At 38.2% G+C, this 23408-nt stretch carries 27 protein-coding genes; 16 read left to right on the top strand and 11 right to left on the bottom strand.

Features of this window, described 5'->3' with window-relative positions; translation table 11 throughout:
- Positions 1-2: 2 nt before the first annotated feature.
- Positions 3-1352 (bottom strand): DUF2254 domain-containing protein, encoded by a 1350-nt coding sequence (locus tag ACSSVW_RS03430; RefSeq protein ID WP_065979934.1) that lies wholly within the window; start codon positions 1350-1352, stop codon positions 3-5.
- Positions 1353-1483: 131 nt separating this feature from the next.
- Between ACSSVW_RS03430 and ACSSVW_RS03425 the strand changes: the two genes are divergently transcribed.
- From ACSSVW_RS03425 to ACSSVW_RS03410, 4 genes are all read left to right on the top strand, one after another.
- On the top strand, positions 1484-1858 hold the full coding sequence (locus ACSSVW_RS03425) for an MAPEG family protein (protein WP_036968374.1): 375 nt from the start codon (positions 1484-1486) through the stop codon (positions 1856-1858).
- Positions 1859-1970: 112 nt separating this feature from the next.
- On the top strand, positions 1971-2609 hold the full coding sequence (locus tag ACSSVW_RS03420) for a sulfotransferase (RefSeq protein ID WP_036968376.1): 639 nt from the start codon (positions 1971-1973) through the stop codon (positions 2607-2609).
- Positions 2610-2658: 49 nt separating this feature from the next.
- Positions 2659-3231 (top strand): tRNA-(ms[2]io[6]A)-hydroxylase, encoded by a 573-nt coding sequence (miaE, locus tag ACSSVW_RS03415; protein WP_036968378.1) that lies wholly within the window; start codon positions 2659-2661, stop codon positions 3229-3231.
- A 168-nt stretch (positions 3232-3399) separates the two neighbouring features.
- A complete protein-coding gene (locus tag ACSSVW_RS03410) occupies positions 3400-3771 on the top strand; it encodes a hypothetical protein (protein ID WP_304635435.1) in 372 nt (123 codons plus the stop codon).
- Here ACSSVW_RS03410 and ACSSVW_RS03405 read toward each other — a convergent pair.
- Positions 3760-4479, bottom strand: a complete 720-nt coding sequence (locus ACSSVW_RS03405; RefSeq protein WP_454178857.1) for a metallophosphoesterase — start codon at positions 4477-4479, stop codon at positions 3760-3762. The genes ACSSVW_RS03410 and ACSSVW_RS03405 overlap by 12 nt on opposite strands.
- Before the next feature lie 245 nt (positions 4480-4724).
- Between ACSSVW_RS03405 and ACSSVW_RS03400 the strand changes: the two genes are divergently transcribed.
- Both ACSSVW_RS03400 and ACSSVW_RS03395 read left to right on the top strand, forming a co-directional pair.
- Positions 4725-6296: an ABC-F family ATP-binding cassette domain-containing protein gene (locus ACSSVW_RS03400; RefSeq protein WP_454178856.1), complete on the top strand. Its 1572-nt coding sequence runs from the start codon at positions 4725-4727 to the stop codon at positions 6294-6296.
- 64 nt (positions 6297-6360) lie between these two features.
- Complete coding sequence (locus ACSSVW_RS03395; RefSeq protein ID WP_454178855.1) at positions 6361-6528, top strand: hypothetical protein; 168 nt, start codon at positions 6361-6363, stop codon at positions 6526-6528.
- 176 nt (positions 6529-6704) lie between these two features.
- On the opposite strand, the gene ACSSVW_RS03390 is transcribed toward ACSSVW_RS03395, so the two are convergent.
- Complete coding sequence (locus ACSSVW_RS03390) at positions 6705-7559, bottom strand: hypothetical protein (RefSeq protein ID WP_454178854.1); 855 nt, start codon at positions 7557-7559, stop codon at positions 6705-6707.
- A gap of 802 nt (positions 7560-8361) precedes the next feature.
- Here ACSSVW_RS03390 and ACSSVW_RS03385 point away from each other — a divergent pair.
- From ACSSVW_RS03385 to ACSSVW_RS03365, 5 genes are all read left to right on the top strand, one after another.
- Positions 8362-8742, top strand: coding sequence for a response regulator (locus ACSSVW_RS03385; RefSeq protein WP_036968390.1), 381 nt, complete (start codon positions 8362-8364; stop codon positions 8740-8742).
- 22 nt (positions 8743-8764) lie between these two features.
- Entirely contained in the window at positions 8765-9658 is an 894-nt protein-coding gene (locus ACSSVW_RS03380) for an AAA family ATPase (RefSeq protein WP_036968391.1), read from the top strand.
- A 150-nt stretch (positions 9659-9808) separates the two neighbouring features.
- A complete protein-coding gene (locus ACSSVW_RS03375; RefSeq protein ID WP_454178853.1) occupies positions 9809-10621 on the top strand; it encodes a DUF58 domain-containing protein in 813 nt (270 codons plus the stop codon).
- Between the two features lie 2 nt (positions 10622-10623).
- The gene (locus ACSSVW_RS03370; RefSeq protein WP_454178852.1) at positions 10624-12579 is read left to right on the top strand and encodes a transglutaminase family protein; all 1956 of its coding nucleotides are present in this window, start codon (positions 10624-10626) and stop codon (positions 12577-12579) included.
- Positions 12580-12587: 8 nt separating this feature from the next.
- Positions 12588-13910: a Na+/H+ antiporter family protein gene (locus ACSSVW_RS03365; RefSeq protein WP_454178851.1), complete on the top strand. Its 1323-nt coding sequence runs from the start codon at positions 12588-12590 to the stop codon at positions 13908-13910.
- A 278-nt stretch (positions 13911-14188) separates the two neighbouring features.
- On the opposite strand, the gene ACSSVW_RS03360 is transcribed toward ACSSVW_RS03365, so the two are convergent.
- The 3 genes from ACSSVW_RS03360 to ACSSVW_RS03350 are packed head-to-tail and all read right to left on the bottom strand — an operon-like array spanning position 14189 to position 16300.
- Entirely contained in the window at positions 14189-14626 is a 438-nt protein-coding gene (locus ACSSVW_RS03360) for an acyl-CoA thioesterase (protein WP_036968399.1), read from the bottom strand.
- A gap of 5 nt (positions 14627-14631) precedes the next feature.
- Complete coding sequence (locus ACSSVW_RS03355; protein ID WP_454178850.1) at positions 14632-15450, bottom strand: M23 family metallopeptidase; 819 nt, start codon at positions 15448-15450, stop codon at positions 14632-14634.
- Complete coding sequence (locus ACSSVW_RS03350; protein ID WP_454178849.1) at positions 15443-16300, bottom strand: 6-carboxytetrahydropterin synthase; 858 nt, start codon at positions 16298-16300, stop codon at positions 15443-15445. Before ACSSVW_RS03350 ends, ACSSVW_RS03355 begins: the two co-directional genes overlap by 8 nt.
- Positions 16301-16507: 207 nt before the next feature.
- Between ACSSVW_RS03350 and fabA the strand changes: the two genes are divergently transcribed.
- Entirely contained in the window at positions 16508-17023 is a 516-nt protein-coding gene (gene fabA / locus ACSSVW_RS03345) for a bifunctional 3-hydroxydecanoyl-ACP dehydratase/trans-2-decenoyl-ACP isomerase (protein WP_036968405.1), read from the top strand.
- Between the two features lie 66 nt (positions 17024-17089).
- On the opposite strand, the gene rmf is transcribed toward fabA, so the two are convergent.
- Positions 17090-17260: a ribosome modulation factor gene (rmf, locus tag ACSSVW_RS03340; protein ID WP_036968408.1), complete on the bottom strand. Its 171-nt coding sequence runs from the start codon at positions 17258-17260 to the stop codon at positions 17090-17092.
- 360 nt (positions 17261-17620) lie between these two features.
- Here rmf and acuR point away from each other — a divergent pair, with 360 nt between their 5' ends.
- The 4 genes from acuR to gloA all read left to right on the top strand — a co-directional run bounded on the left by acuR (position 17621) and on the right by gloA (position 20763).
- Complete coding sequence (gene acuR / locus ACSSVW_RS03335; protein WP_180311557.1) at positions 17621-18253, top strand: acrylate utilization transcriptional regulator AcuR; 633 nt, start codon at positions 17621-17623, stop codon at positions 18251-18253.
- Positions 18254-18322: 69 nt separating this feature from the next.
- Positions 18323-19315, top strand: coding sequence for an acrylyl-CoA reductase (NADPH) (gene acuI / locus ACSSVW_RS03330; protein WP_454178848.1), 993 nt, complete (start codon positions 18323-18325; stop codon positions 19313-19315).
- 93 nt (positions 19316-19408) lie between these two features.
- Complete coding sequence (locus ACSSVW_RS03325; RefSeq protein WP_036968414.1) at positions 19409-19825, top strand: VF530 family protein; 417 nt, start codon at positions 19409-19411, stop codon at positions 19823-19825.
- A gap of 404 nt (positions 19826-20229) precedes the next feature.
- Positions 20230-20763 (top strand): lactoylglutathione lyase, encoded by a 534-nt coding sequence (gene gloA, locus ACSSVW_RS03320; RefSeq protein ID WP_036968417.1) that lies wholly within the window; start codon positions 20230-20232, stop codon positions 20761-20763.
- 82 nt (positions 20764-20845) lie between these two features.
- Here gloA and ACSSVW_RS03315 read toward each other — a convergent pair whose 3' ends face one another.
- From ACSSVW_RS03315 to ACSSVW_RS03300, 4 genes are all read right to left on the bottom strand, one after another.
- Positions 20846-21058 (bottom strand): CPXCG motif-containing cysteine-rich protein, encoded by a 213-nt coding sequence (locus ACSSVW_RS03315; RefSeq protein WP_180311555.1) that lies wholly within the window; start codon positions 21056-21058, stop codon positions 20846-20848.
- A gap of 121 nt (positions 21059-21179) precedes the next feature.
- Positions 21180-22289: a serine hydrolase domain-containing protein gene (locus ACSSVW_RS03310; RefSeq protein ID WP_454178847.1), complete on the bottom strand. Its 1110-nt coding sequence runs from the start codon at positions 22287-22289 to the stop codon at positions 21180-21182.
- 121 nt (positions 22290-22410) lie between these two features.
- Positions 22411-22755 (bottom strand): lipoprotein, encoded by a 345-nt coding sequence (locus tag ACSSVW_RS03305; RefSeq protein WP_454178846.1) that lies wholly within the window; start codon positions 22753-22755, stop codon positions 22411-22413.
- A gap of 56 nt (positions 22756-22811) precedes the next feature.
- Positions 22812-23408 (bottom strand): DUF6624 domain-containing protein, encoded by a 597-nt coding sequence (locus ACSSVW_RS03300; RefSeq protein WP_074988223.1) that lies wholly within the window; start codon positions 23406-23408, stop codon positions 22812-22814.

Genomic DNA, 23408 nt, shown 5'->3' with positions numbered 1-23408 from the left:
AGTTAGTTGGTGGTAAACTTTGCCACCAACGCCTTTCCTTTGTGTTCTGAAATACGCGCAATAGCCTTGAGCATATTGGTTACTTGCTGACGGTCGTATTCATTCGTTATATGCTTATTAATGTCTTCAACAATAGCCTCTAAATAAACAAATAAGCTTTCTGTCGCTTTACTGCTATCAGCCGATCTAAACAAAATATTTTTAAATGCTTCAAGTACATTGACCATCACATAAGCATCGCCTTTTGCATAATTTCTAATGGGTGTGAAGTTATCATGCAGTAATTCATCAAACGATGTCTCGTGCAGGTATAAATAAGGTTGATTATTCGTTGAATGCTTTAGCGAATAATTCACATCGCTTATTTTAAGACGTTCTATCAGTAAAATGCTTAACATATCAATGGCCTTAACCGCAGTGCCCGGATCATTAATACCTGGGCTCATTGCTTTTACTGCAATTTCAGAAATTTGCGTCATACCATAGCGATAATGGTCACTTATGTATTCTTCAATATAAAAAATAAAACAGTTGAGCAGGGCATCAACAAGTTCAGGCATGTCTGATAAATCTTTATCACACTTTAAGAATGGGTAGCCTTTAACAGTGAAAAAACCTTGTTTAACCGCAATATAAATTTTTATATCGTGCTCTTTACACAGCGCACATAATTTATCACTGTGAGCCCCTTTAAAATAACCTTCTGTTTCACTCTTAATGTTGTGCCATTCATCAAAATTAGGAAACTCATTAACATCGGTATCTTTTTGCATTGCGACAATGCAGGTGAGTTCATTTTTGGTATTTTTAAATAAATCGTTAAGTACATTATCAACTTGGATAGCCTTTGAGATTGAATGAATAAAGTAAACAAAAAACCCCAACGACACTAAGCCAAACAGCAAAGAAAAGAAAATACCCAAAGAGGGGATCCCCATTTCACCGTTTTCCATCGCGCGTATGTTTATCAACATAATGATGGTGTAAATGATACTGCCTAAGTAAAAACCTAAAACAAGCTGATGCGATTTACGAGTGATCAAACCAGGTAAAACTCGCGGTGACAGGCTCGCACTGGCACTATTAAGTACCACCATTACCATTGAAAAGCTAAACACGGTTAGCGAAATGATACTGCCGGCAAGGGTACTCAATATGGTTCGTGCGTTTTCTTCACTATCGACTAATAGCACAGCAAAAAATTGCTTAACTTCCATTGTGATAGCTGCGTATTCAATTGCAGTTGTGATTAAAGCAAACAAAAGAAATAAAACGGATAGCATCGATGGGTAAAACCCAATACTGCTGATCATCTCGCGGTAATTGTCTGCAATTTTTCTTGGCGTAAACATGCATATCCTTTAAGAACAGTTAGACATTAATCATTATCGAGTCATAATAGTGTGCTAACTTAAATACCTATTTTATAGCCTAGCAACAAATAGTGCTAAGCGTCTAACTTTAAATAAGAATTGGAAATACAGTGATCGTTTCAACCTTTGCCGCCATATTGGCGATTTTATACATTCAGTTAAGTTTTCGTGTTATTAAAATTCGTAAAGCCAAGCAAATTTCACTTGGCGATGGCGGTGATGCATCTTTGCAAGCAGCAATTCGTGCGCATGGAAACTTTATAGAGTATGTGCCATTTACTTTGATCTTATTGTTCTTGGTTGAGTACCAAGGTCTATCAAGTCATTATTGTTATATTTTAGGAAGCATGTTGCTACTAGGTCGATTCTGTCACAGCTACGGGCTTGCTGATAACGTAATGAAATTACGTGCTTTTGGTATGATACTTACCTTTTTAACACTGGTTATCAGTGCTTTCATGTTATTAGTTACACAAGTTATGTAGGTAAAAGCGGGTGTCATTGCTAACGTTAGCAATGACACTAAAATGACTGGTTTAAAACGCCACTCATTAAGCAACCCCAGTTCTCATGCCAACATAATTAATACGAATTAAGATGAAGAATAAAATTTTTATAATAGGTCTGCCGCGCACAGGCACTACCAGTATTTGCCATAGCTTTTTACAATTAGGCTATAAAACGGCCCACACAGCGTATACACAAGCGGCAATTGAAAGTGCAGAGGTTATAGCTGACACTCCCGTCTTTAGTGAGTTTCCGTTACTTGATAAGCATTACCCAAACAGTATTTTTATTAATTTGCAGCGTGATTTATCAAAATGGATCCCCTCAATAAGACAACTGCTTGCGCGCATGCATACTAATTTGATGCGCGAAGATGGCGGCTTTAATAGCCATTTAAAACGCTGTTATTTAGAGGTGTTTGGCCACTACACACTGGCAGATATAGAATCAGATGAGTACCTTATTGCATGTTACAAGCGGCATCAACAGCAAGTGCAAAACTATTTTAGTGATAAAAAACAGCAACTATTAACACTTGATGTTTCAGACGAGCATAGCCCTGACGCACTCAAAGCATTTTTACAAACCGAGCAACCAATTGTTTTTAAACAACTGAATATGGCCGGTAAAGTAACGGCTTGGAATGACATAAAACACCCCGACAAAATAGCCTCAACCCGCAATGGAAAAATAGATAAATCCCTTGGTTACAATCACAAGATTTTATAACCAAAATGCGTTAAAATCGCCGCCATTATAAGTTAAGTTGTTCCTTATCATGTTTGAATTAAAATATCACACTCCCTTTGAATGGACAGAAGGTGTCTTAGCGGACTTCAACACCTTTTTACAAGATCATGCTGCCGCTGAAAAAAAAGCATCGGGTATGGCTATGTCAATGCTGTCGCATTACCCAGATCGTCGTAAACTTGTTAAAGCTATGACCGACTTAGCGCTTGAAGAAATGATTCATTTTAAACAAGTACTCAAGCTATTAATGGAACGCGATATTTCATTGGGTAACGATCAAAAAGACCCTTACATTAAGCAAATTCGTGGCTTATTTAGAAATGGCCGCGACGAGTTTTTAATGGACCGTCTTCTCGTTGCGGGTGTTATTGAAGCAAGAGGGCATGAACGCTTTTCATTAGTTGCCGAAGCGCTACCTGCTGGCAAAGAAAAAGAGTTTTATGTGGCCATCGCGAAATCTGAAGAAAAGCATAAAAACTTATTTGTCGAACTTGCCTACGAGTATTTCGACAAGCAAGAAGTAGATACACGACTAGAAGAAATTCTTATAGCTGAAGCCAAAATCTGTAAAAGCATTCCGTTTACAGCCGCACTTCACTAAATGGTATCACGCGCATAGGGCTCAGTGAGTCCTATGCACAAAATAGGTACTTACAAAACAGTAATTAAGCATTTTGAAAATACTTTTTCGAACTGTGATTGATTAAATAAACATCAAACATCTCGCTTTCCTCCTATAGTTAAAGTAATCAATAGTGAGGATAAAAGCATGAAATGGATGATGACTCTCACAACGCTATCGTTAATTGGTATCGTAATTACGGGTAACTCAATTTACTCTGAAGTGAAAATCTTTCAGAGCAACGATAAGCCAACCGAAATAACCGCCAGTATGTATCGTTCTCTTATTTGGCACAGTGAAGTGTACAAAGACGATGAGTTTCTAACAATTTCAAATAGTTACTTTAGCGATGGCAAAATCGATACCCGTGAATATTCTAAACTAACCAGTTTAGCAAAGAAAAATACCGGTCCACTTATTTACCTGCAAGAATCTGATGAACAGCTTTGGCACGCAAGGTATAAGTACAAGCAGTATCTCGAAGAAAACATCCCCTCTGAACTTGCGTCAGTCCATTGACTGGGCTTGTTTAAAGTCGCTTATTAAAGAACTCAGCTCGACAAGTGTTGGCTCACCGCCTAAATAATTTGTATCGATGTGATAAGTGTTCCCAATCCAATAGGGCCGAGGGGTCGAGTTATGGCCATGAATAGAAAAGTCGACGCCTTGGTTGTGCAAAACCTTACCTTGTTTTGTAATAGCTCTATCCCAAAGTAAGCCGGTAACGGCTTGAGAATGATTGCGAGGAATATTTTGCCAATGCCAATTTTGTGGCACCGTGTGCGACAAACCAATCGTCATGCCTGCATATTCAATAAGGTAAGAAAGAGGGCAATTTAGGAGTTGCAGACAAACATCCACACTTTCAGCCTCGCTTAATTCGTAATGCCAACGCCCGCCATTTTCAACCCATAACGCGTGATAACCACTATCTTGGGCAAGAACTGATTCGAGCATCATATGTTCATGATTACCCAGAGTCATATAAACACCCAGCTCTTTAAACCTCTGTAATAGAGCAACACTGTGTGCACCTCTATCAATAACATCGCCAAGCGCAAATAATACATCGTTCGCTGCATTAAAATTTACCGATGCTAACGCACGTTCAAACTTGGGTAGGTCGGCATCTAAATCACCAATAACAAAAACACGTTTTTTAGCATCAAGTGTCAGTTTTACTTGCACAGTATTATTGAGAATGGCTTGGCAATTAACTAAATTCAAAATGCATTCCTTTCACGTTCTATGAGTATTAGCCTAACATAACTCGTTGCCTTTTTGGCAAGGGCTGGATATTATCTAATCTCATTATTTAGGAGCACGCGCCAACATGAACAACTAAACCTGTTATCCAATTTCATTTTTTCTTTGGACCAACAGGGTTAGTAGGCGTTGCTCACTATCACTTTACACGCGTAAATTATCTTTGCGTTACCAACGCTTTCTGCCCCTGTATTACAGGAGGCACTATGCCACAACTTCACGCTTTTAACCTTTGCTTTCAGCATGCCAATGGCAAACGTCTGTTTAACAATATAACACTGTCATTAACAGCAAAAACAACCGCACTTGTTGGTCGCAATGGCAGTGGTAAATCAATTTTAGCATCGTTACTTTGTAAAGAGCGCTCACTAACGTCAGGAACAGTAAGCAGCAGCGGCCTAATGGGTATATATAAACAAGTAGACGACATTAAACGGTTAAATACCCTCACAGTTGCTGAATCTATAGGGCTTGATCATTACTTCAACGCCTTACAGGCCATTAATGAAGGCCAATTCACAGAGCACGACTTAGCAATAGTGGATGGTTATTGGGATTTAGAGCAACACTTTAATTCTGTATTAAATGAATTAGGCCTTAAAAACATCACTGCCACTGCGCGTGCGAATTCCTTAAGTGGCGGGCAACTCAGTCAATTAAAATTATGGGCTTTATTTACCTTAAAGCACGATATTTTGATTCTCGATGAGCCTTCAAATCATTTAGATAATCAGGGTAAATCATGGTTAAAAAATCAAATTGAATCATATCCAGGGCAAATACTACTGATCAGCCATGACCGAGAGTTACTAGAAATTGTTGATGAAATATGGGAACTATCGTCACTGGGGTTAGTTGTTTATGGTGGCAACTTTACAGATTACACCCGCCAAAAACAGCTACATGTTACAGCATTAGAAAACAAGCTTAATGCAGCGACAAAACAACAAAGTAAGCTTGAAGCTCAACAGCAAGTTAATAAGCAAAAAGCAGAAAAACGCGCGAATAAAGGCACAAAGCTTCAAAAATCAGGCAGCCAGCCCAAAGTGCTTCAAGATGCTAAAAAAGACAGAGCCTCAGCAAATCAATCATCGCAAAGTAAAAGCGCAGCAAAAAGAGAGGCGCAAATCACTAAAAATAAGCAAGTGCTTATATCTCAACTTGAGCAAGTAAAACCCCAACAGTTCTATTTAAATCAAACAGAATTCAAACGTCAAAAAGCAGTAACACTCGAGAACGTTGTATTGCAGTATGGAACGAACACCCCCTTAAATTTATCGCTTTATAATGATGAAAAAATACATTTATCGGGCGCCAATGGCACCGGCAAATCAACACTTTTAAAAACGATGATGGCTAAATTGCCAGTTAGAGCAGGGCAGATACATGTTAATCAACCACTCTATTATTTAGATCAACATTTTTCATTAATAAATAATGACTTAACCCTGCTTGATAACCTAATGTTCTATTGCCGCGAGTTAACCCACAATACAGCCCGAACACTGCTTGCTTGTTTAAACTTCAGAAAAGACGACGTTTATAAACAAGCCGCACAGTTAAGTGGTGGCGAAAAAATGAAACTCGCAATGTGTATCGTAAGCCATATTGAAAAGCATGTTTTTTTGTTACTCGACGAGCCTGATAATCACCTAGACCTTGAATCAAAACAGCTTTTAGCCGATGCATTACACGCATTTAATGGCGGGTTTATCATAGTCAGCCATGACCAGTACTTTATAGAGGGAATTGGTTGTCATAAGAAAATTGCATTATAAAACAGATGGATAACCTTGCATTATAAACGCTGAAACCATAACGATAGCGGCCAAGGGGTAGGGTATGGCCATCGGTGCAAACTCAATAAACTTGCTTTTCATTGTTATTGTTATTGTTCAAATTGGTGGCGCATTCGCCACCGTTGCCGCAGTGAAAACTGACATTACTTGGATAAAGCGTGTAATTAAAAAACACGGTGAAGATATTACGAAATTCCAGGGTAAATTATGATAGCAACAATAGGTAAATACTTAGCAGCTAAATTACTAACCGAAGCATTTATAAGGCGTTTTTGCTTGGCTACGGCAAGGTACTTGGCAAGTAAACAGAAAGCAAGCTTGATGATGAGTTGGTAAGTGCATTATCAGAAGCTCTAAAGTAAAAGTTTTTTAATAAATAATGCCCGCTTATTTACCGGGCATTATTAAACGAACTTGAGCTTGATCTACATCTATAAGATGGAAATAGTTTTTATTGTTAATTTCTTCAAGCCTTTTGTGTGTGTAGCTCGACGCAAAAGAGATAAGATAGTTACGATGCTTTCCACGCTGTACTGTAAAAAGTTCTGGTGTAGTGCCTAAATATACATCATCGAATAATCTTGAATTAATCAGGATGTTTGAAATATCTTTACCTTCTTCAAAATGACTCAGTAACTCATTTAAATCTGGATTTTCCTTATACATATTTATTGCTTTATCATAATGATAGTTTAAAAATCCTTCGGTGGTTTCTCGAACTTCTGGGTTGATGGTATATAGAAATGTTGACCCCTCTAAAGGGTGTAATTTTAAAATGTAATTGCTGTTATAAAGTAGTTTTATAACTTCATTGTAATGAACAGCAGATAATTTACTAGCGCATGCCTCAGCTAGTGCGGAAATTGTATCCTCACTAAAATCGAATATAACTGACGCTAAAGAATCATTTAGCTTTTCAACTCGCTCTTTCTCTTTCAATATCTTATTTTCATTAATTCTTTTTGTTCTATTTAATGTTTTGAAATAGTTGGTGCACCAATTTACGGCTTTAACACAAAAGTAGATTAGCTCAGTCAGAGCAACTCCCAGACTGATGGAAAGTAAAAGTAAAATTGTTTTTTGAAGATTTTCATCTATGGATATTTCAAGCTCAAGTAAAAAAATAGGTAGGTATTTACTTAAGAAAACATAAAAAACACAAGTTAAAAAGATACTTATTGCATTTTTTAGATTTATTATTAGCTTTGACACTTTTACTATTAATTCTACATATTCATTCAAGCTGAATTCCTTTTTCTATTAATTTTGTACTTTTAGGTTACCAATTTTAAAATGAATAGGCCACTTAATGAGGCCTTGTTAGATATTATGCTGTTTTCTTCTCTCCATACTTCAAAACAATATCTTTTAGAGCAAGCTGATCACTCATTTTGATTAAGTCATTGCCAATGATTTTAAGGGTTTCACTGGCTTCAACTAAGTCATACAGGTGTGCAATTTGAGCTTGCAGGGCATCTACATGACTTTCGTTATAACGAACAGAGCGTTGTAAAAACTCAATCTTGTTGATGAAATTAGAAGGTACCTAAAATTCACCGCGTGGTACCTATAAACAACCATCTCTAAAAATTAATAAATAACCAGACCGTGCTAGCCGTAATGCTAGTAAAGCAATGTGTATTCAAACAGACGAACAGTGTAGTTAAATGAGAGTGAGTGTAAATCAGCTCGTTTAAATAAAGCATGGTAAAAATGACAAATACAAATTGCTTTTAACTCACAATGTAAAAGAGCATCTTTGTACAAAAGCAGGTGAAAATACGTTAAATCTACAAGGCAATAATGAACTTAATTATATAAATATTTACCTTATTTAACATAATATAAATTATAGGAAGTAATGGTTTGTATATATCTGAGCGCTGTATTCAGTGACACTAAGTCCAATACTAGACGGTATCGGACATTAGGTGAGTGTTTTGCTATATAATCCATTTAATTATCGACTGTTTCTTGAGCTTAGGTATTGCATGGCATATATTAAAACTATCAAACTAAGATGTAACGATAAGATGTAAACAATATGGAATTTGTGAAACCGTTAGAACCCATTTTGATAATTGATGATATGCAAGATATCAGAGACTATCTCAATCAGATATTAACAGGCCTTGGCTTTGAAGATATTTTAGAAAGCCGAGATTTTGAATCAGCTAAAACAGTTATTGAAGAAAAATCGCCTAACGTCATCTTTCTCGATATAGAGCTCCCCAACACAGACGGCACAGAGATTTTAGAATACTTAAACGACAACTACCCACACACACATGTTGTTATGTGCTCTGGCCACAACAGTCTCGAAAATGTACAAAACACGTGGGAACTTGGCGCGAAAGGTTTTATTGCTAAACCATTTAACGCAAAAAAAGTCGATACTGTTATGAAACGTCTAGAATTGATGTAAACCATAACAAATTAAGAAGTTTATGAATTCGACTATTGAACGCGTTATAGATGACCTATCGACAGTAATATTTGGTAAACAACAACAAATTAAGTTGGCATTAGCCTGTTTATTCAGCCAAGGTCATTTGTTAATTGAAGACTTACCAGGTATGGGTAAAACCACTTTATCGCATGCACTTGCGGCGGTTTTAGGTTTATCGTATCAACGCATTCAATTTACCAGTGACTTACTTCCGTCAGATATATTAGGAACAAATATATTTGATGCCAAAGAACACACTTTTTCATTTCATCAAGGGCCTGTTTTTAGCCAAGTTGTCCTTGCAGATGAAATAAATCGCGCGGGTCCTAAAACACAAAGCGCTCTGTTAGAAGCAATGGAAGAAAAGCAAGTCACGGTCGATTCTGTTAAACACGCCCTGCCATCGCCTTTTTTTGTGATTGCTACACAAAACCCAGTAAATCAGTCTGGTACATATCCTTTACCTGAGTCACAGTTAGACCGCTTTTTTATGCGAATTAGTTTAGGGTTTCCTGATAAACAGGCTGAGAAAAATTTAATTTTGGGTTTAAATAATCGTAACTACGACGATTTACCCGTGCGTATAACAACTGAGCAACTCTCTATTATTCAAACAGAAATTACTCAGGTCACACTCAGCAATGCCGTTGTTGATTATATTTTAGAGTTAGTTGCATTTACTCGCCAAGACAAGCACTTTGTTAATCCTTTATCGCCAAGAGCATCTATTGCGCTTTCTCGTGCAGCTAAAGCATGGGCCTACATTGAAGGACGTAATTTTGTTTTACCTGAAGACGTTCAAGCGGTGTTTGCAAGTGTGACAGATCACCGTCTTGGGTTGAATAAAGATGACAGTGCTTATGCACTAAAACATGTTCCTGTTAGCTTGTAAAAGATGCTTAAGCGCCCTACTTTTGCAACTCGTTTTACGCACTTTTTTATAAATAAGTTATTAAAAAATAAGCATAAAACAAACGAGATTACACTGCGTCATAATACAATTTACGTTTTGCCATCGCGCTTAGGAGCTAAATTTTTATTTGTGGCACTGTTAAATTTTGTGATGGGTATTAATTATCAAAACAACCTTATTTTAGCGATGGCGTACCTCATGGTTGTTTTATTAGTGTTCGCCATTTTAACGGGTTATAAAAATCTACGTGGTCTCAGTGTAAAGTTTAATCACGTAACGCCATGCTATGCACCGAATCAACCAACCGCTCATTTTTCTATGAAAGCTAAGAGCGCGTGTCAACGTGTTGCGCTTGGATATAAAAATACAAAATCACAGCTCATTGATGTCGGTAATAACGAAGTAATAAATACGCATATTTCGTTAAACTTAGACAAACGTGGGCGTTATTGCTTCGAAAAAGTCCAAATTTATAGCTCTTTTCCTTTTGGGCTTGTGTCGGTATGGAGTTATATTGAGCCCAGTGATGCAATTTATATATACCCAGAGCCAATCGATGACCCTAGTTTAGTTTTTGACACACTGGAATTAGGCGATAGCGAAGAGCATGAAAGCCAACAAAAGCCGGGATCGGATGATTTTCACCAACTGTCTCCTTTTATCCCCGGTACAGCACTTAATAAAGTATCTTGGAAACACTACGCAAAAACTCAGCAGTTACTCAGCAAGGAGTTTACGAGTCATTCGTCTGCCAAAATGGCACTTAACTTTAATAACTTAAACGGCAATACTGAAACTAGGCTCAGTCAACTATGTTATTTAGTCAATAAGCTCACTGAACAGCACGTTACATTTTCTTTAACGTTGCCAAATAGTGAGATTGCTTCGGGTTGCGGTTTAGAGCATCAAAAATCGTGCCTTCAAGCGCTGGCGGAGTTTTAAATATGCTGAAGATGCATAATGCAGGCTTAATAAATTCGGCACTTTCATTCATATTCATCATTATGAGTGGATTTTTGTTTACTGAAGTCCCTGCTCTTTTTCTCGCCATTTTAATTTCTTTAAGCTGCCTTAATTTATTAATTGGAAAGTTCTATAAAAAACTCAATGGTAAGGTGGCTAATATTTTAGCTGCGGCCTGTCTAATCGCTTTATTTGTTGTTGTCGGTGTGTCTGACACAGTTAAGTTATTTGTTTCAATGATGCTACTTGCAAGTACATTTAAACTATTGCAAGCGCGAACAACCAAGCAATATCAAACCGTGTGTTTACTCGTGTTTTTTAACTTATCGACCCTGTATCTCTTTCATCAAGGTTTACTCGAAACATTGCTGGTAAGCAGCTTATATATCGTTAATTTTGCAGTCCTTGGCTATTTAGACAGCCCTAATAGCTTTAAAACGGCAAATAAACAGAGTGTTAAGACCATTTTGTTCGCTTTACCTATTGCTGCATTTCTAATTTTATTTTTACCAAGACTTCCTGCTTTTTGGCAATTACCGGGACCAAAGCTTGCTAAAACAGGTTTGTCTGAACAGGTAAACCCGTTTTCTATTGCCAGATTGGCAGAATCAGACGAGCTAGTTTTTAGAGTTGAAGAGCCTAATAATACAGCTCTGCAGCCCCCCTATTATTGGCGAAGCCTTATTCATGATGAGTTTAATGGTAACGAATGGTTAATATTGGACATTTTAAAATCTCAACAGTTTAACCTTACTCGCAAGCCAGTTCCCCCTCAAAACTACGTTCAATATCAAGTTATTGCAGAGCCTTCATCGGCTAATTGGTTATATGGTTTAGGGTATGCAACAAGTGATAATACGGCTGTAGTCTCCACCTATAATGGTTTGCTAAAACGCAAAGGCAATTTAAATAAGAATATAAAATACACCGTTAAAAGCGGCTCATTAAATAATGTTGTTCTGTCTGACTTTGAAAAAAGACTTTATACGCGACTTCCTGGCAACGTGAACCCTAAAACGCGCACACTGTCATTATCTCTCGCTGAAAAAAATACCAACGAAGAAGCCTATTTTAATGCTTTATTGCGCTATTTTAATGAACAAGCATTTAGCTACACACTCACACCAACAGCAATGACTGGCGAGAATACAATTGACCAGTTTGTATTTGATAATAAACGTGGCTTTTGTGGACATTACGCAAGTACAGCAGCCTTTATGTTCAGGGTTGCCAAAATTCCTGCGCGTGTAGTTTCTGGTTACTTAGGCGGCGAACAAAAGCAAGGTTCAACACTCAACGTTTATCAATACGATGCCCATGCCTGGGTAGAAGTACATTTTAATAATGCGTGGCATGTGTTTGATGCAACCGCGGTTGTTGCACCAGAGCGGTTAAATGGCTCGTTATCACAATTAAGCGAATTAAATGAAAGCTTTAATGAAAATTTAGGATTTGGCCTAAAACGCTGGAGTCACTTTAAAGCAATAAATTGGCTTAGAAATCACCTTGAAGAATTAGATTATAAATGGACGAATTGGGTGCTGACTTTTGATCAGCAATCACAACAAAACTTTTTAAAATCATTATTTGGAAATAAAGCGAACTGGATAACGCCACTTGTAGTTTTGGTTACGCTAGCCTTTATTTTTCTAGGTTACTTTTTCTATTCAAAGCGCACGCCTCTCTCTAATGAGCCACTTATTAACGAAATAGAACAGCTTTACCGTTGGGCGAATAAACGGGGTATTGAAACCGATGTCACTCTTACTCCTTTGCAAAACATTGCAAATATAAAAAAACAAAAGCCCCATTTATCCAGCGAATTGGCTAAATTTGAACAGATAATCATCGAAGTGCGCTATCAACAGCTCGCATTTACTCAAAAACGTAAAACCACTGCTCGAGTTCTGTTAAACTCTCTCAAAACAGCAAAATAGAGAACAATATGAATGCAGTAATTGTTGGCGTTATATTAATGCTGGTACTGACACTTTGCCGTATTAATGTCATTGTCGCGATGACACTAAGTGCCATTGTTGCCGGTTTAACGGCTGGGCTTGGCTTGTCAGATACGCTTAATGCATTTAACGAAGGGTTATCGGGCGGCGCTGAAATAGCACTAAGTTACGCAATGCTAGGTGCATTTGCTGTGGCTATTTCTAAGTCAGGGTTAACACGCATTTTAGCAGCCAAATTGCTCAAGCAAGTGAATGATAACAGCCACAAAGGCGAAACAACCCTAAGCTACTTAATTTTAAGGATCATATTATTGTGTGCGATTTCGTCGCAGAACTTAGTCCCGGTACATATCGCGTTTATTCCTATATTAATTCCCCCGTTACTAATTGTATTTAACACGCTGCGATTAGATAGACGTGCCATTGCCTGTATTTTAACTTTTGGTCTTGCAACCTCTTATATGGTTCTTCCGTATGGGTTTGGTGGAATCTATTTATATTCAATTTTACATAAAAACCTCACTGAAAACGGCTTAGAACTTGTGAATACACAAGTCCCTATCGCTATGATAATTCCTGCGCTTGGCATGTTAGTTGGCTTAATTATCGCGGTATTTGTTAGCTACAAAAAGCGACGTCATTATGAGGCTCACGCCCTAACAGAAAAACAGCAAGACGTTGTTATCGAACAACCAAAAAAGGTATTGGCTGTTGGTATTGCTGCCGTACTTTGCTCATTGCTGGCTCAAAATGTGAGTGGCTCTATGATTCTAGGTGGCCTTGTTGGAGTTATGATATTTAGTCTGTTTGGTATTGTTAAGTGGGAGCAGAACAGCGACGTTTTTAGTAAAGGTGTAGCCATGATGGCAATGATTGGCTTTATTATGATTTCGGCACAAGGCTTTGCTTCCGTTATGAAAGCAACTGGCGACGTTACCTCATTAGTAAGCTCTGCTGCTGGTATGATAGAAGGAAACAAACCGCTTGCCGCTGCACTCATTTTATTAGTTGGCCTATTGATCACCATGGGCATTGGTAGTTCTTTTTCTACGGTGCCAATTATTGCGACCCTTTTTGTACCACTGTGCTTAGAACTTAACTTTTCTGTTATGGCAACGGCTGCACTTGTTGGTACTGCTGGGGCATTAGGTGATGCGGGCTCCCCTGCTTCTGACTCTACCTTAGGACCAACGTCTGGATTGAACGCCGACGGCCAACATGATCATATTTGGGATTCAGTGGTACCCACATTTATTCACTTTAATATTCCGCTATTGATATCGGGTTGGATAGCAGCAATGGTACTTTAAATTAAAACACTGTACTGCAACTTCAAAAGTTATTCAGCCAGTTAAAAAGACTTTAGCCCTGCATATGTGGGGCTTTTTATTACCTTGTTACGGCCAATTTTAAACACTTTTTTGCTTTGCTCTTAAATTACATCTTCTGCTATCCCCTGTTTAATTTAAGGTAAAGGATTCATAAGTGCTGAGTAATACATATTACAATATATAGTATGATGTGTTCTTTCTGGTTAATTAAATAAGTACCCGCAGGTACTTATTTATTTTAGCTATCTTTGAGTGTGTTAGCTGTCGAAACCGTAGATCATTTTATCGCACACAACCGGTGTTGGTCTGTGGTTATCATCAACCGCTACAAACGTAAAGCTACCCGAGATAGCAAGATGCTTATCGTCTTTATGCATTCTCTCTAAAAATATCTCTACGTCTACTTTTAGGCTGGTATTACCAACATAGACTACTTTAGAGATAAGTTCTGCAAACGTACCGGCAGGAATCGCTTCTTTAAAGTCAACACGGTCAGACGAAATCGTTACTAAAGGTTTACGACAAAAACGAGTTGCAGCAATAAAAGCAACTTCATCCATCCACGCTAACGCGTCACCACCAAATAAGGTGTTGTGATGGTTAGTACGGCCAGGAAATACTGTTTTTGTTACCGACGTTGTTGAGTCAGCAATACGCTGGGCAATAATAGCGTCACGATCGATTTGTTGTGTCATAGTCTCTACTTTTCATTAGCTAATGTGTCTTGCATCATTAGCGCAGGGTCAAGGCGTTCATTTTTCCAATTAAAACGCCAGTCTAAATGGGGTCCTGTTACTCGGCCCGTTGCACCTATCTCAGCGATTTTATCGCCTCGGGTAATGGTATCCCCTACTTTTACATCCAATTTGCTTAAATGAATATAAGTCGAAGTTACACCATGGCCATGGTCAAGAATCAACGTGCCACCAGAGTAATATAAATCAGGCTCAGCAAAAACAACGGTACCACTGACAGGCGCATACACAGGGCTGCCAGTTTTATTTGCGATGTCTAAACCAAAGTGTGGTCTACGTGGCTCACCGTTAAAGTAACGCTGGCTGCCATACACACCCGAAATACGGCCTTGTGCTGGCTTATAAACCGGATCTAAAAAATAACGGAGGTCAGAATTAACTTCTCGCGCTTTTCGCACAGCAACCGCTTCACGAGAAATTCGCTCAGATACCTCTTTGGGCGGCGAAACATACTTTTTTGCCACGCCTGTAATTTTGTCAATCTTGTATTCGCGCTTTGTAATAACAATGGCTTGCTCATGCTCGACACCGTCATTATCAACCCACGTTAATGTGTGCTGTGTGTCTGCGTCACGGCCAAAACCAAATACAAATTCACCTTGAGGCGACAATTTTAAGTTTTCACCGTTAAAACTCACACTTTTAACGTTTTCAAGTTGGCCTGTGACTAAACCGCCTTGAGTTAAATGTCCTTTTAGTTCAACCGCATTTACATTTATAGACAACAAACTTGCCAACGCGGTTAGCAGTAATCCTTTACGCATAGCTAATTGATCCTTTGCCGACCCCTTCGTACGCGGTGATTTTCACCTCAGACTCTGGGTATTCATTTTTAACTTGTGCGCTAAGATAGTCAGCTATGCATTCAACCGTGGTATCGCACGGTAAAATGTCGCAACGCGATTCAGCAATGGCCATTTCAAAGTAGCCTTGCTGCGATGTATACGCAAAGCACACATCGTTATCTTCTGCTGTAACATGTTTTAACTCTGCTTTGCTGACTTCGTCTTCAGCTGTCGCTAAATAAATATCTTCCCATTTATCGGCCCACTCTTTTTGCAAACGCGGCATAGCCATGCCATCAAGGCTAATACCAATTTGCGAACGGTGACCATGAATAATGCGCTGACAATTGCCATCATGCTTTTTAAGACCATGGCTGTAGTGGTAGTAAAAACTTTGGCTGCGCTCAGGGTATAAATTAATTTCAATTTTTTCGATGTTGCTAGGCAATTGCGGCATTATCGTTTTAATTAAAAACGCGGTCACTGAGTGCTCATCAATCACGTCGGCATCAATTAAACAAAAGGCTTGGTTTGGTGCGCTCATCGCTAAGTGGTGGTTGTCACCAAAATGACAATCTAATACGCTGTGCTCATCGTGTTGAGTAAGTGAACCGTTTAGTTTCGCAGGCACGGCAAGTTTGTGATCTATACATTCATCAATAATGCCTTTGATTTGTTTTTTAACTAAACCAAAATCAAGCACCATAGACTCATCATTAAGTTGGCCATGCAGGGTTAAATCAACAATCCAGCTCTCGCCAACTGCGCCGCGTTTATTACACAAGTAAGAAAAATCAATCACTGTCAGTGAGTTTACAAAAAGGATCATAAATTTCCTTTAGACTGGTTAAAGAATCACAGCAATTATAATGATTTTTAATACACAATGCGCGGTTTTATCTCCCTTTAACAGCAACAGTTTAATTAAATGGTCATAAAACAAACTAAAAATAGCAAAAAATTAACTGCTCCGAGTTGTTTAGCGTACAAGTGTACGCTAAAGTACGGGGCAATTTCTAAGCGATGAAAAAGAGTTATGGAACCTAAAAACAGCTATACAAAAGAAGAATTGGTCCTTTGTGGTCAAGGTGAAATGTTTGGCGAAGGCAATTGTCGTCTTCCAAGCGATAACATGTTAATGATGGATCGTATCGTTTCTATCACTGCCGATGGTGGTGAACACGGTAAAGGTCAAATCGTTGCTGAACTTGATATCAACCCTGATCTTTGGTTTTTCGACTGCCACTTTAAAGGTGATCCAGTAATGCCGGGTTGTCTTGGTTTAGATGCAATGTGGCAATTAGTTGGCTTTTTCCTTGGCTGGTCAGGTGGCCCTGGTCTTGGTCGTGCACTGGGTGTAGGTGAAGTTAAATTTACTGGTCAAATCTTACCAACGGCTAAAAAAGTAACTTACCGTTTAGATATGAAGCGTGTTATCAAGCGTAAATTGTTCATGGGTATGGCTGACGGTACTGTAGAAGTAGACGGTCGTGTAATCTATGAAGCAAAAGATCTTAAAGTAGGTCTTTTCCAAGATACAACTGCATTCTAATAACCCCAGAATGCAGAAACAAAAAAGCCCCTTTTGGGGCTTTTTTGCGTAAATAAGATGCCTATTTTAAGTTTTGAACATGTTTCGGTTTTCTATTGCTTCTCGCCATCCACCTAACCATTCTGATTTAGGGTCAATTTGTTGATAAGGGCATTGTTCTTTGGAACGGCCTGCCAAGCCTGCTTTATAACCTTGAGAATGAGCTCTTTCTAAACGATCTCTTTTCTGTCTCTTCATAGGTAATATCCTCACCTTTTATATTTATAGATATGTAGCGAAATTGACATCTACATTTAATGAATAGTTAATAAAACTGTTAAATTCAAATGACAAAAGCAATTAAATAAATTGACAATGAGTAACGTGCTGATGATCAACTGAATTAACATTTAAAACCTTTAAGTGGTCATACCTCTATATTTCAAACCACCTATAAATACAGTAAAAACGAGCTATAAATTGCATAGCCATTATTTGTGACACAGGCTATTTCAGTAAAGTTCCCCATTAATTTGTAATTATGACATTTTTATTATGATTACAATTTAGACAACAAATTGCTTGCATGTTAAAAACCGATCGGTCTAATATTGAGCTATGGAAACAAAAATAATACAGCCAAGCCGTCGTGGCAGGCCCCCAAAAATTGAGCGCACAAATGCAGATACCCGCGCATTGCTAATTAATACTGGGTTAGCTGTATTAACTGAAAAAGGCTTTAGCGCCACAGGTATCGATTTAATTTTAAAGTCGGCGCAAGTGCCTAAAGGCTCTTTTTATCATTACTTTAAAAGTAAAAATGATTTTGGTTTAGCCTTAATCGATGCTTACGACAGTTACTTTCAAGCAAAGCTTAAACGCCATCTCACTAATAGCGCTATTAGTCCACTTGAACGCGTTGTTTTATTTGCTAACGATGCCAAACAAGGCATGGCAAAATATGCGTTTAAACGAGGGTGCCTTATTGGCAATCTTAACCAAGAGCTCAGCCACCTTGATGACGCAATGATAGCCCGCATTAAACAAGCGTATACGCACTGGCAGCAATTAGTTGAGCAGTGTTTAATTGAAGCGAAAGAACAAAAACAAATCGCAAAATCGACAGACTGCAAAATGCTTGCTGAATTTTTTTGGATTGGCTGGGAAGGTGCCGTTATGCGCTCAAAGCTTGATAAATCAAGCGAACCCCTTACCCTTTATACAGCACAATTTTTACGTTTAATCTTATAAAGCCGTTATAAATCAATTAACGGTTTTAATTTAACCATTAAAAGACGATCGGTCTAAAAGGAGTCAACCATGACAACATCAGCCAAATCGATAGTTATAAATAAAGATGATCAAGGCTATCACGCCAATTACACAGATTTTCCTGTTGAGAGCATCCACCAGCATAATGTTAATATTGATGTTGACTACAGCACCCTAAATTATAAAGATGCTCTGGCGATAACGGGGACAGGACCAGTGGTAAGACAATTTCCTATGATCCCAGGTATTGACCTTGCAGGCACGGTTAGCGAGTCCGATTCTGACGAATTTAAACCGGGCGACACCGTATTATTAAATGGCTTTGGTGTTGGCGAAAAGTATTTAGGCGGTCTTAGCGAAAAAGCCTCAATGAAGAGCGATTGGCTTATCCCCCTCCCCGCTAATTTAACCCCTAAACAAGCAATGCAAATTGGCACCGCAGGCTACACCGCAATGCTGAGTATTATTGCGCTTGAAAAGCACGGTATTAGCCCACAAAGCGGCGAAGTATTAGTGACTGGAGCAAATGGTGGAGTGGGAAGTTTTGCCATCTACTTACTCAATAAGCTCGGTTTTGACGTTGTAGCAACAACGGGTCGTATGAACGAGGCCGAACACTTACAAAAACTTGGAGCAAAACGTGTTTTATCACGCGATGAGTTCTCCACTGCCGGTAAACCACTTGCCAAAGAGCAATTTGCGGCAGCCATTGATTCGGTAGGTAGTCATACACTGGCAAATGTCTGTGCATCAATTAACTATGGGGGTGTTGTTACAGCCTGTGGTTTAGCACAAGGCATGGATTTCCCAGCAACCGTTGCGCCATTCATTCTTCGTGGTATCAGCTTAATAGGCATAGACAGTGTCATGCGCCCTAAAGCTGACCGTATCGAAGCATGGCAACGTCTGAGCGAGTTAGTTGAGCCTGAGTATCTAGATACAATTTCGCGAGAAATTCCATTATCAGACGCCATTAGCCATGCTGATGCGTTATTAAAAGGCGAAATACGTGGCCGTGTTGTGGTTAACTGTAAAGAATAACCACTCAAAATACAGTTTCTTGCTTCGTTAGGTATAAAACTAGGGTAAAGGCAATTATACTTACCCTAGTTTTGAGAAATACCGGACAGTCGAATGAGTAATAAAGAAATTTTCAGCAATAACCCACTACAGGGTGTGGGCATTGAGCAGGTTGTCACTGAACTTGTTGACCAGTATGGCTGGGAATTACTCCATGCCTACCTGCGTTTAAACTGCTTTAAAAATAACCCTGATGTAAAATCTGCCGTTAAGTTTTTGCGAAAAACTCAATGGGCGCAAGAAAAGGTCGAGAACTTTTATCTGTACCGCCTAAAAAACTTACCGCGCCCTGATGACGTTAACTACGAGCTACCACCACGCGATCGCGTAATCCCAGCAGATCAAAAACCTGGTGAGCCGTGTGAGCTTAGTTTTACTGATGCAAAACGCATTCATGAGAAAAAAGAAGCGAAACAAAAAGCCCGTGCGCGTAAACAGCGTTCAAGTGCTAGCAACCCTTGGGGTAATTAATCTAGCTTCATGTTTTAAGTTTAAATGAGCCGTTTTTAAGAGCGGCTTATTTAGGTTGTTTCTCTGCTTTTTACGACTAATCAAAAGTAGTTGTTAAAAAGTACCAGTTAAAAAGTATCTGTTAAAAAAGTACTAATCAAAGTTCCAATCAATTTAAGTCAATTTGTTAGACGTTTTCGTAAAACCCACATCGTTATTTCCTCCTTGGTTTATAAATATCTGCTCAGTCTTTAATAGCAACGGCCCGTGTATTAAGTGACATAAATAGATACACCTATTTTAAAGAAAATAGTTCACTTTATTAGATAGCCTTTACGTATCATGGTTTAAATTTCAATGGAGGTTGATTATGATTACTACACTACATTTATGTTTTTTCACCTCTAACTTTTCAAAGGACATGTATGTCTGACTACAATGAATCGCCAGAACAAATCGCAAATGCGACACAAGATTACGTAATGCAACAAACAATGCTGCGTATAAAAGATCCTAAGCCTTCATTAGAGTTTTACCAAAACGTTTTAGGAATGAAACTATTAGGCAAGTACGATTTTCCGGCAATGGAATTTACACTGTACTTTTTAGGCTATGAGCAAGCTATACCAAAAGGGACTGATAAAGAAAAAGCACAGTGGGTATTTCGCCGCCCAGCGCTTATAGAGCTTACACATAATTGGGGCACTGAAAACGACGACAGCTTTGAGGGTTACCATAATGGTAATAACGAACCCAAAGGGTTTGGTCATATAGGTATTAGCGTGCCTGACGTATACGCAGCCTGTGAACGCTTTGCTAAATATGATGTTGAGTTTGTGAAAAAGCCTGATGATGGCTCAATGAAAGGCTTAGCTTTTATTAAAGACCCAGATGGATATTGGATAGAAATACTCTCGGCTGAGGGGATCACTGAGATTATAGAAGCTCAGAAGCCATAAAACTTTAACATTCAAAAACCTGCAATATGCAGGTTTTTGTTTAATGTGGCGTTAAGCATAAAAATAGCTAACAATCCGTAATCTAATAAGACGCAAACCCATAACCAGCATCATCACTGGATACTGTCACTGAAAGCGTTTCATCAGCGCTTTCAAAAACCAAAAAATTAATAGGCTTACAACAAACTTGGCAATCTTCTATGTATTGCTGATCAACATCAGCGGGGTCTAATAATACATCAATGTATTCACCACAATACGGACACGCAATCGTTTTTTCAGTTAATTGATTCATCAGTACGACTCCCTATTATTGAGCTCTATACTAAATAGATTGTTATTCTCTCTATGCTTTTCAACATAACCACCTTATTAAGTATCAAAAATACCTATTAAGTAAGCTTAGTTGCTATAAACTACTCACTTTTAGGCTTGCGCAGTTTAGATAAAATAAGACTATCAATATCATTACTAACGCTTCCTATGCTGCTATTGGTAAGTATTACGTAGCCTCTATTTTGTTGGTCTGTAATCGACCGTGTTAACGCTATCCACCCTTGGTTAAATCCAGCGAACCCTAAACTTTTATTTTCTGAATCGACAACATAACTCATACTCCAGCGACCCCCTGTATTTGCTACAGGTGTAATCATTTCTTTAATTAAAGCTTGTGATATAAGACGAGAGCCATTGTATTTATTTTCCTTATTTTTAAGCACGGCTAAATTAAATCGTGCTAAATCAATAGCAGTTGTTTGTAAACCCGCAGCGGCTTGCTCAGCAAAGTAGATCATGGATGTTTTCTTTGCATTTTCATCATACGGTGTTGCTGATTTACTCATAACAGCAGGTGTTACATTAAATGTTGAGTTATTCATTCCGAGCGGCTTAAGTACATTTTTCTGCATATAGTCTTCAAAACTTAAACCCGATACATCTTCTATGAGTAACTGAACAATAGAGTACCCACCACCTGAGTATGACCATTTTGTATTTGGTGTATGTATTAATTTTACATCGCCTGCACCATTATTCTTGCCATTTAATGAATCTACAATCGAAGGAACATCTGTCGGTGAGCCCCAGCCAGAATAAGGACCGAGAGACAAGCCCGATGTATGCGACAGAACATTTCTTAACGTTACATTTTCAGTTCCAAACTCAGACTTAGGTATCTTCCAGCGTTTTAAATAATTATTTATTGGTTTATCAAGTTCAACTTTACCTTGATCCACCAACTGCATAACCCCCCACGAAGTCACTACTTTTGATATTGAGCCTACATTAAACATGGTATTTTCTGTAATGGCTTTTTGACTTTCAATATCTGCAAAGCCATAAGAAAGAAATCCGGTAACCTCTTCGCCTTGAACAAAGGCAACGGCAACACCAGGGGCTTTATGCTTATCTAAAATCTTTGGTACAGCCTGATCAAGCTCGGCTTTTAGTTCTGAGAAATAAGTCGCGTCAGCTGCTTGAGCATTACTAATAACGAAAAAAACAATAAAAAATAATAATTTATTCATAACATCCCTTTTGAAACACTAAATAACGCAAATACACGCTTCTAAAGTAAGAATCTCTTATAATAAAAACAACCTAATATTAATTATTTAAGTAAGTTCCTATAAATATTTACAGCAATATCTAATAACCTTGGTTTTTTGTTAATCTCACGCCATCAACAACCATTACCCATTCGTCACCAACCAAATGTGGTGCTTCTGTCACATCGAAATTAGAGGTTAAAAAAGCCACACCCACTACAAAGTCGTCTCCTATAAACTCTTTTAACGGCGCGTTTATAGATGTTGACCCACCATCTTGGACCCTCTTATATACCACCGTACCGTCTTGATGGATAAGCAAGTACATTTCTTTGCTTTCCCACTCACCTACGTAAGATAACTTATCCGCTGGCAAAGGCTTGCTACAAGAAGTCAAAGTAAGCACAGCTAAAACCAGTAAAATAAACTTTTTCATTTCTACCATTAAGATCCCACCGAAAACCTGTCTTAAAAGAGCTTAATTTTGCTTTTATCGTTGTATTAATTAAGATCTATTTCAGGGTGATCTTTTATACCGTACATTTCTTCCATTAACTTTTTATAAAAATCGAGTGGTGGCATTTTCATTTTTGCTCGACGTTTATCAACATTAGCCTTGTCTTCAATAGGACTAAATACTATTTGACCCTCAATTAAGTCAGCCTGAGTGCCATAGAGTTGCTTGTTGCCCTGAGCAATAAGGACCCTATCAGTTAGTAGGGCAAGTTGCTGTCCCGTTATACCTTCATTATTTAAATATGACGTCTCTAAATACGGGAGCATTTTTGCTTTAAATTCAATATCTGATGAATGCTGAATTATTAAAAAAGCAGCACTCACTCCTTCAATACCGACCAATTCTTTTGTTAGCCATGAATGTTCTTTGATAATAGCTTTTAGCTTAGTTGTATTAGCTTCATCTATTATCTTTAGCTGGTTTATGAGTTCTTTGGGGGGATTTTGCCAGCCAACTTTTCCTATTTTATTGCGGATACTTTGATCTTGAATTTCCATTTGCATTAATTCCTTTTTTAGTTCTGGATTGCTTTCAGCTAAAGTAAAAAATGGAATAAATAAGATAAGTATTAAATAACGCAT

The sequence above is a fragment of the Pseudoalteromonas sp. MBR-15 genome (assembly GCF_053628915.1).
This window is presented reverse-complemented; position numbering and strand designations above follow the sequence as displayed.

Bases quoted from the DNA above. Each gene is read 5' to 3' on its own strand.
- ACSSVW_RS03430 (WP_065979934.1), bottom strand. From the start codon at position 1,352: ATGTTTACGCCAAGAAAAATTGCAGACAATTACCGCGAGATGATCAGC.
- ACSSVW_RS03420 (WP_036968376.1), top strand. From the start codon at position 1,971: ATGAAGAATAAAATTTTTATAATAGGTCTGCCGCGCACAGGCACTACC.
- miaE (WP_036968378.1), top strand. From the start codon at position 2,659: ATGTTTGAATTAAAATATCACACTCCCTTTGAATGGACAGAAGGTGTC.
- ACSSVW_RS03410 (WP_304635435.1), top strand. From the start codon at position 3,400: ATGAAATGGATGATGACTCTCACAACGCTATCGTTAATTGGTATCGTA.
- ACSSVW_RS03400 (WP_454178856.1), top strand. From the start codon at position 4,725: ATGCCACAACTTCACGCTTTTAACCTTTGCTTTCAGCATGCCAATGGC.
- ACSSVW_RS03395 (WP_454178855.1), top strand. From the start codon at position 6,361: ATGGCCATCGGTGCAAACTCAATAAACTTGCTTTTCATTGTTATTGTT.
- ACSSVW_RS03385 (WP_036968390.1), top strand. From the start codon at position 8,362: ATGGAATTTGTGAAACCGTTAGAACCCATTTTGATAATTGATGATATG.
- ACSSVW_RS03380 (WP_036968391.1), top strand. From the start codon at position 8,765: ATGAATTCGACTATTGAACGCGTTATAGATGACCTATCGACAGTAATA.
- ACSSVW_RS03370 (WP_454178852.1), top strand. From the start codon at position 10,624: ATGCTGAAGATGCATAATGCAGGCTTAATAAATTCGGCACTTTCATTC.
- ACSSVW_RS03365 (WP_454178851.1), top strand. From the start codon at position 12,588: ATGAATGCAGTAATTGTTGGCGTTATATTAATGCTGGTACTGACACTT.
- ACSSVW_RS03360 (WP_036968399.1), bottom strand. From the start codon at position 14,626: ATGACACAACAAATCGATCGTGACGCTATTATTGCCCAGCGTATTGCT.
- ACSSVW_RS03355 (WP_454178850.1), bottom strand. From the start codon at position 15,450: ATGCGTAAAGGATTACTGCTAACCGCGTTGGCAAGTTTGTTGTCTATA.
- ACSSVW_RS03350 (WP_454178849.1), bottom strand. From the start codon at position 16,300: ATGATCCTTTTTGTAAACTCACTGACAGTGATTGATTTTTCTTACTTG.
- fabA (WP_036968405.1), top strand. From the start codon at position 16,508: ATGGAACCTAAAAACAGCTATACAAAAGAAGAATTGGTCCTTTGTGGT.
- rmf (WP_036968408.1), bottom strand. From the start codon at position 17,260: ATGAAGAGACAGAAAAGAGATCGTTTAGAAAGAGCTCATTCTCAAGGT.
- acuR (WP_180311557.1), top strand. From the start codon at position 17,621: ATGGAAACAAAAATAATACAGCCAAGCCGTCGTGGCAGGCCCCCAAAA.
- acuI (WP_454178848.1), top strand. From the start codon at position 18,323: ATGACAACATCAGCCAAATCGATAGTTATAAATAAAGATGATCAAGGC.
- ACSSVW_RS03325 (WP_036968414.1), top strand. From the start codon at position 19,409: ATGAGTAATAAAGAAATTTTCAGCAATAACCCACTACAGGGTGTGGGC.
- gloA (WP_036968417.1), top strand. From the start codon at position 20,230: ATGTCTGACTACAATGAATCGCCAGAACAAATCGCAAATGCGACACAA.
- ACSSVW_RS03315 (WP_180311555.1), bottom strand. From the start codon at position 21,058: ATGAATCAATTAACTGAAAAAACGATTGCGTGTCCGTATTGTGGTGAA.
- ACSSVW_RS03310 (WP_454178847.1), bottom strand. From the start codon at position 22,289: ATGAATAAATTATTATTTTTTATTGTTTTTTTCGTTATTAGTAATGCT.
- ACSSVW_RS03305 (WP_454178846.1), bottom strand. From the start codon at position 22,755: ATGGTAGAAATGAAAAAGTTTATTTTACTGGTTTTAGCTGTGCTTACT.
- ACSSVW_RS03300 (WP_074988223.1), bottom strand. From the start codon at position 23,408: ATGCGTTATTTAATACTTATCTTATTTATTCCATTTTTTACTTTAGCT.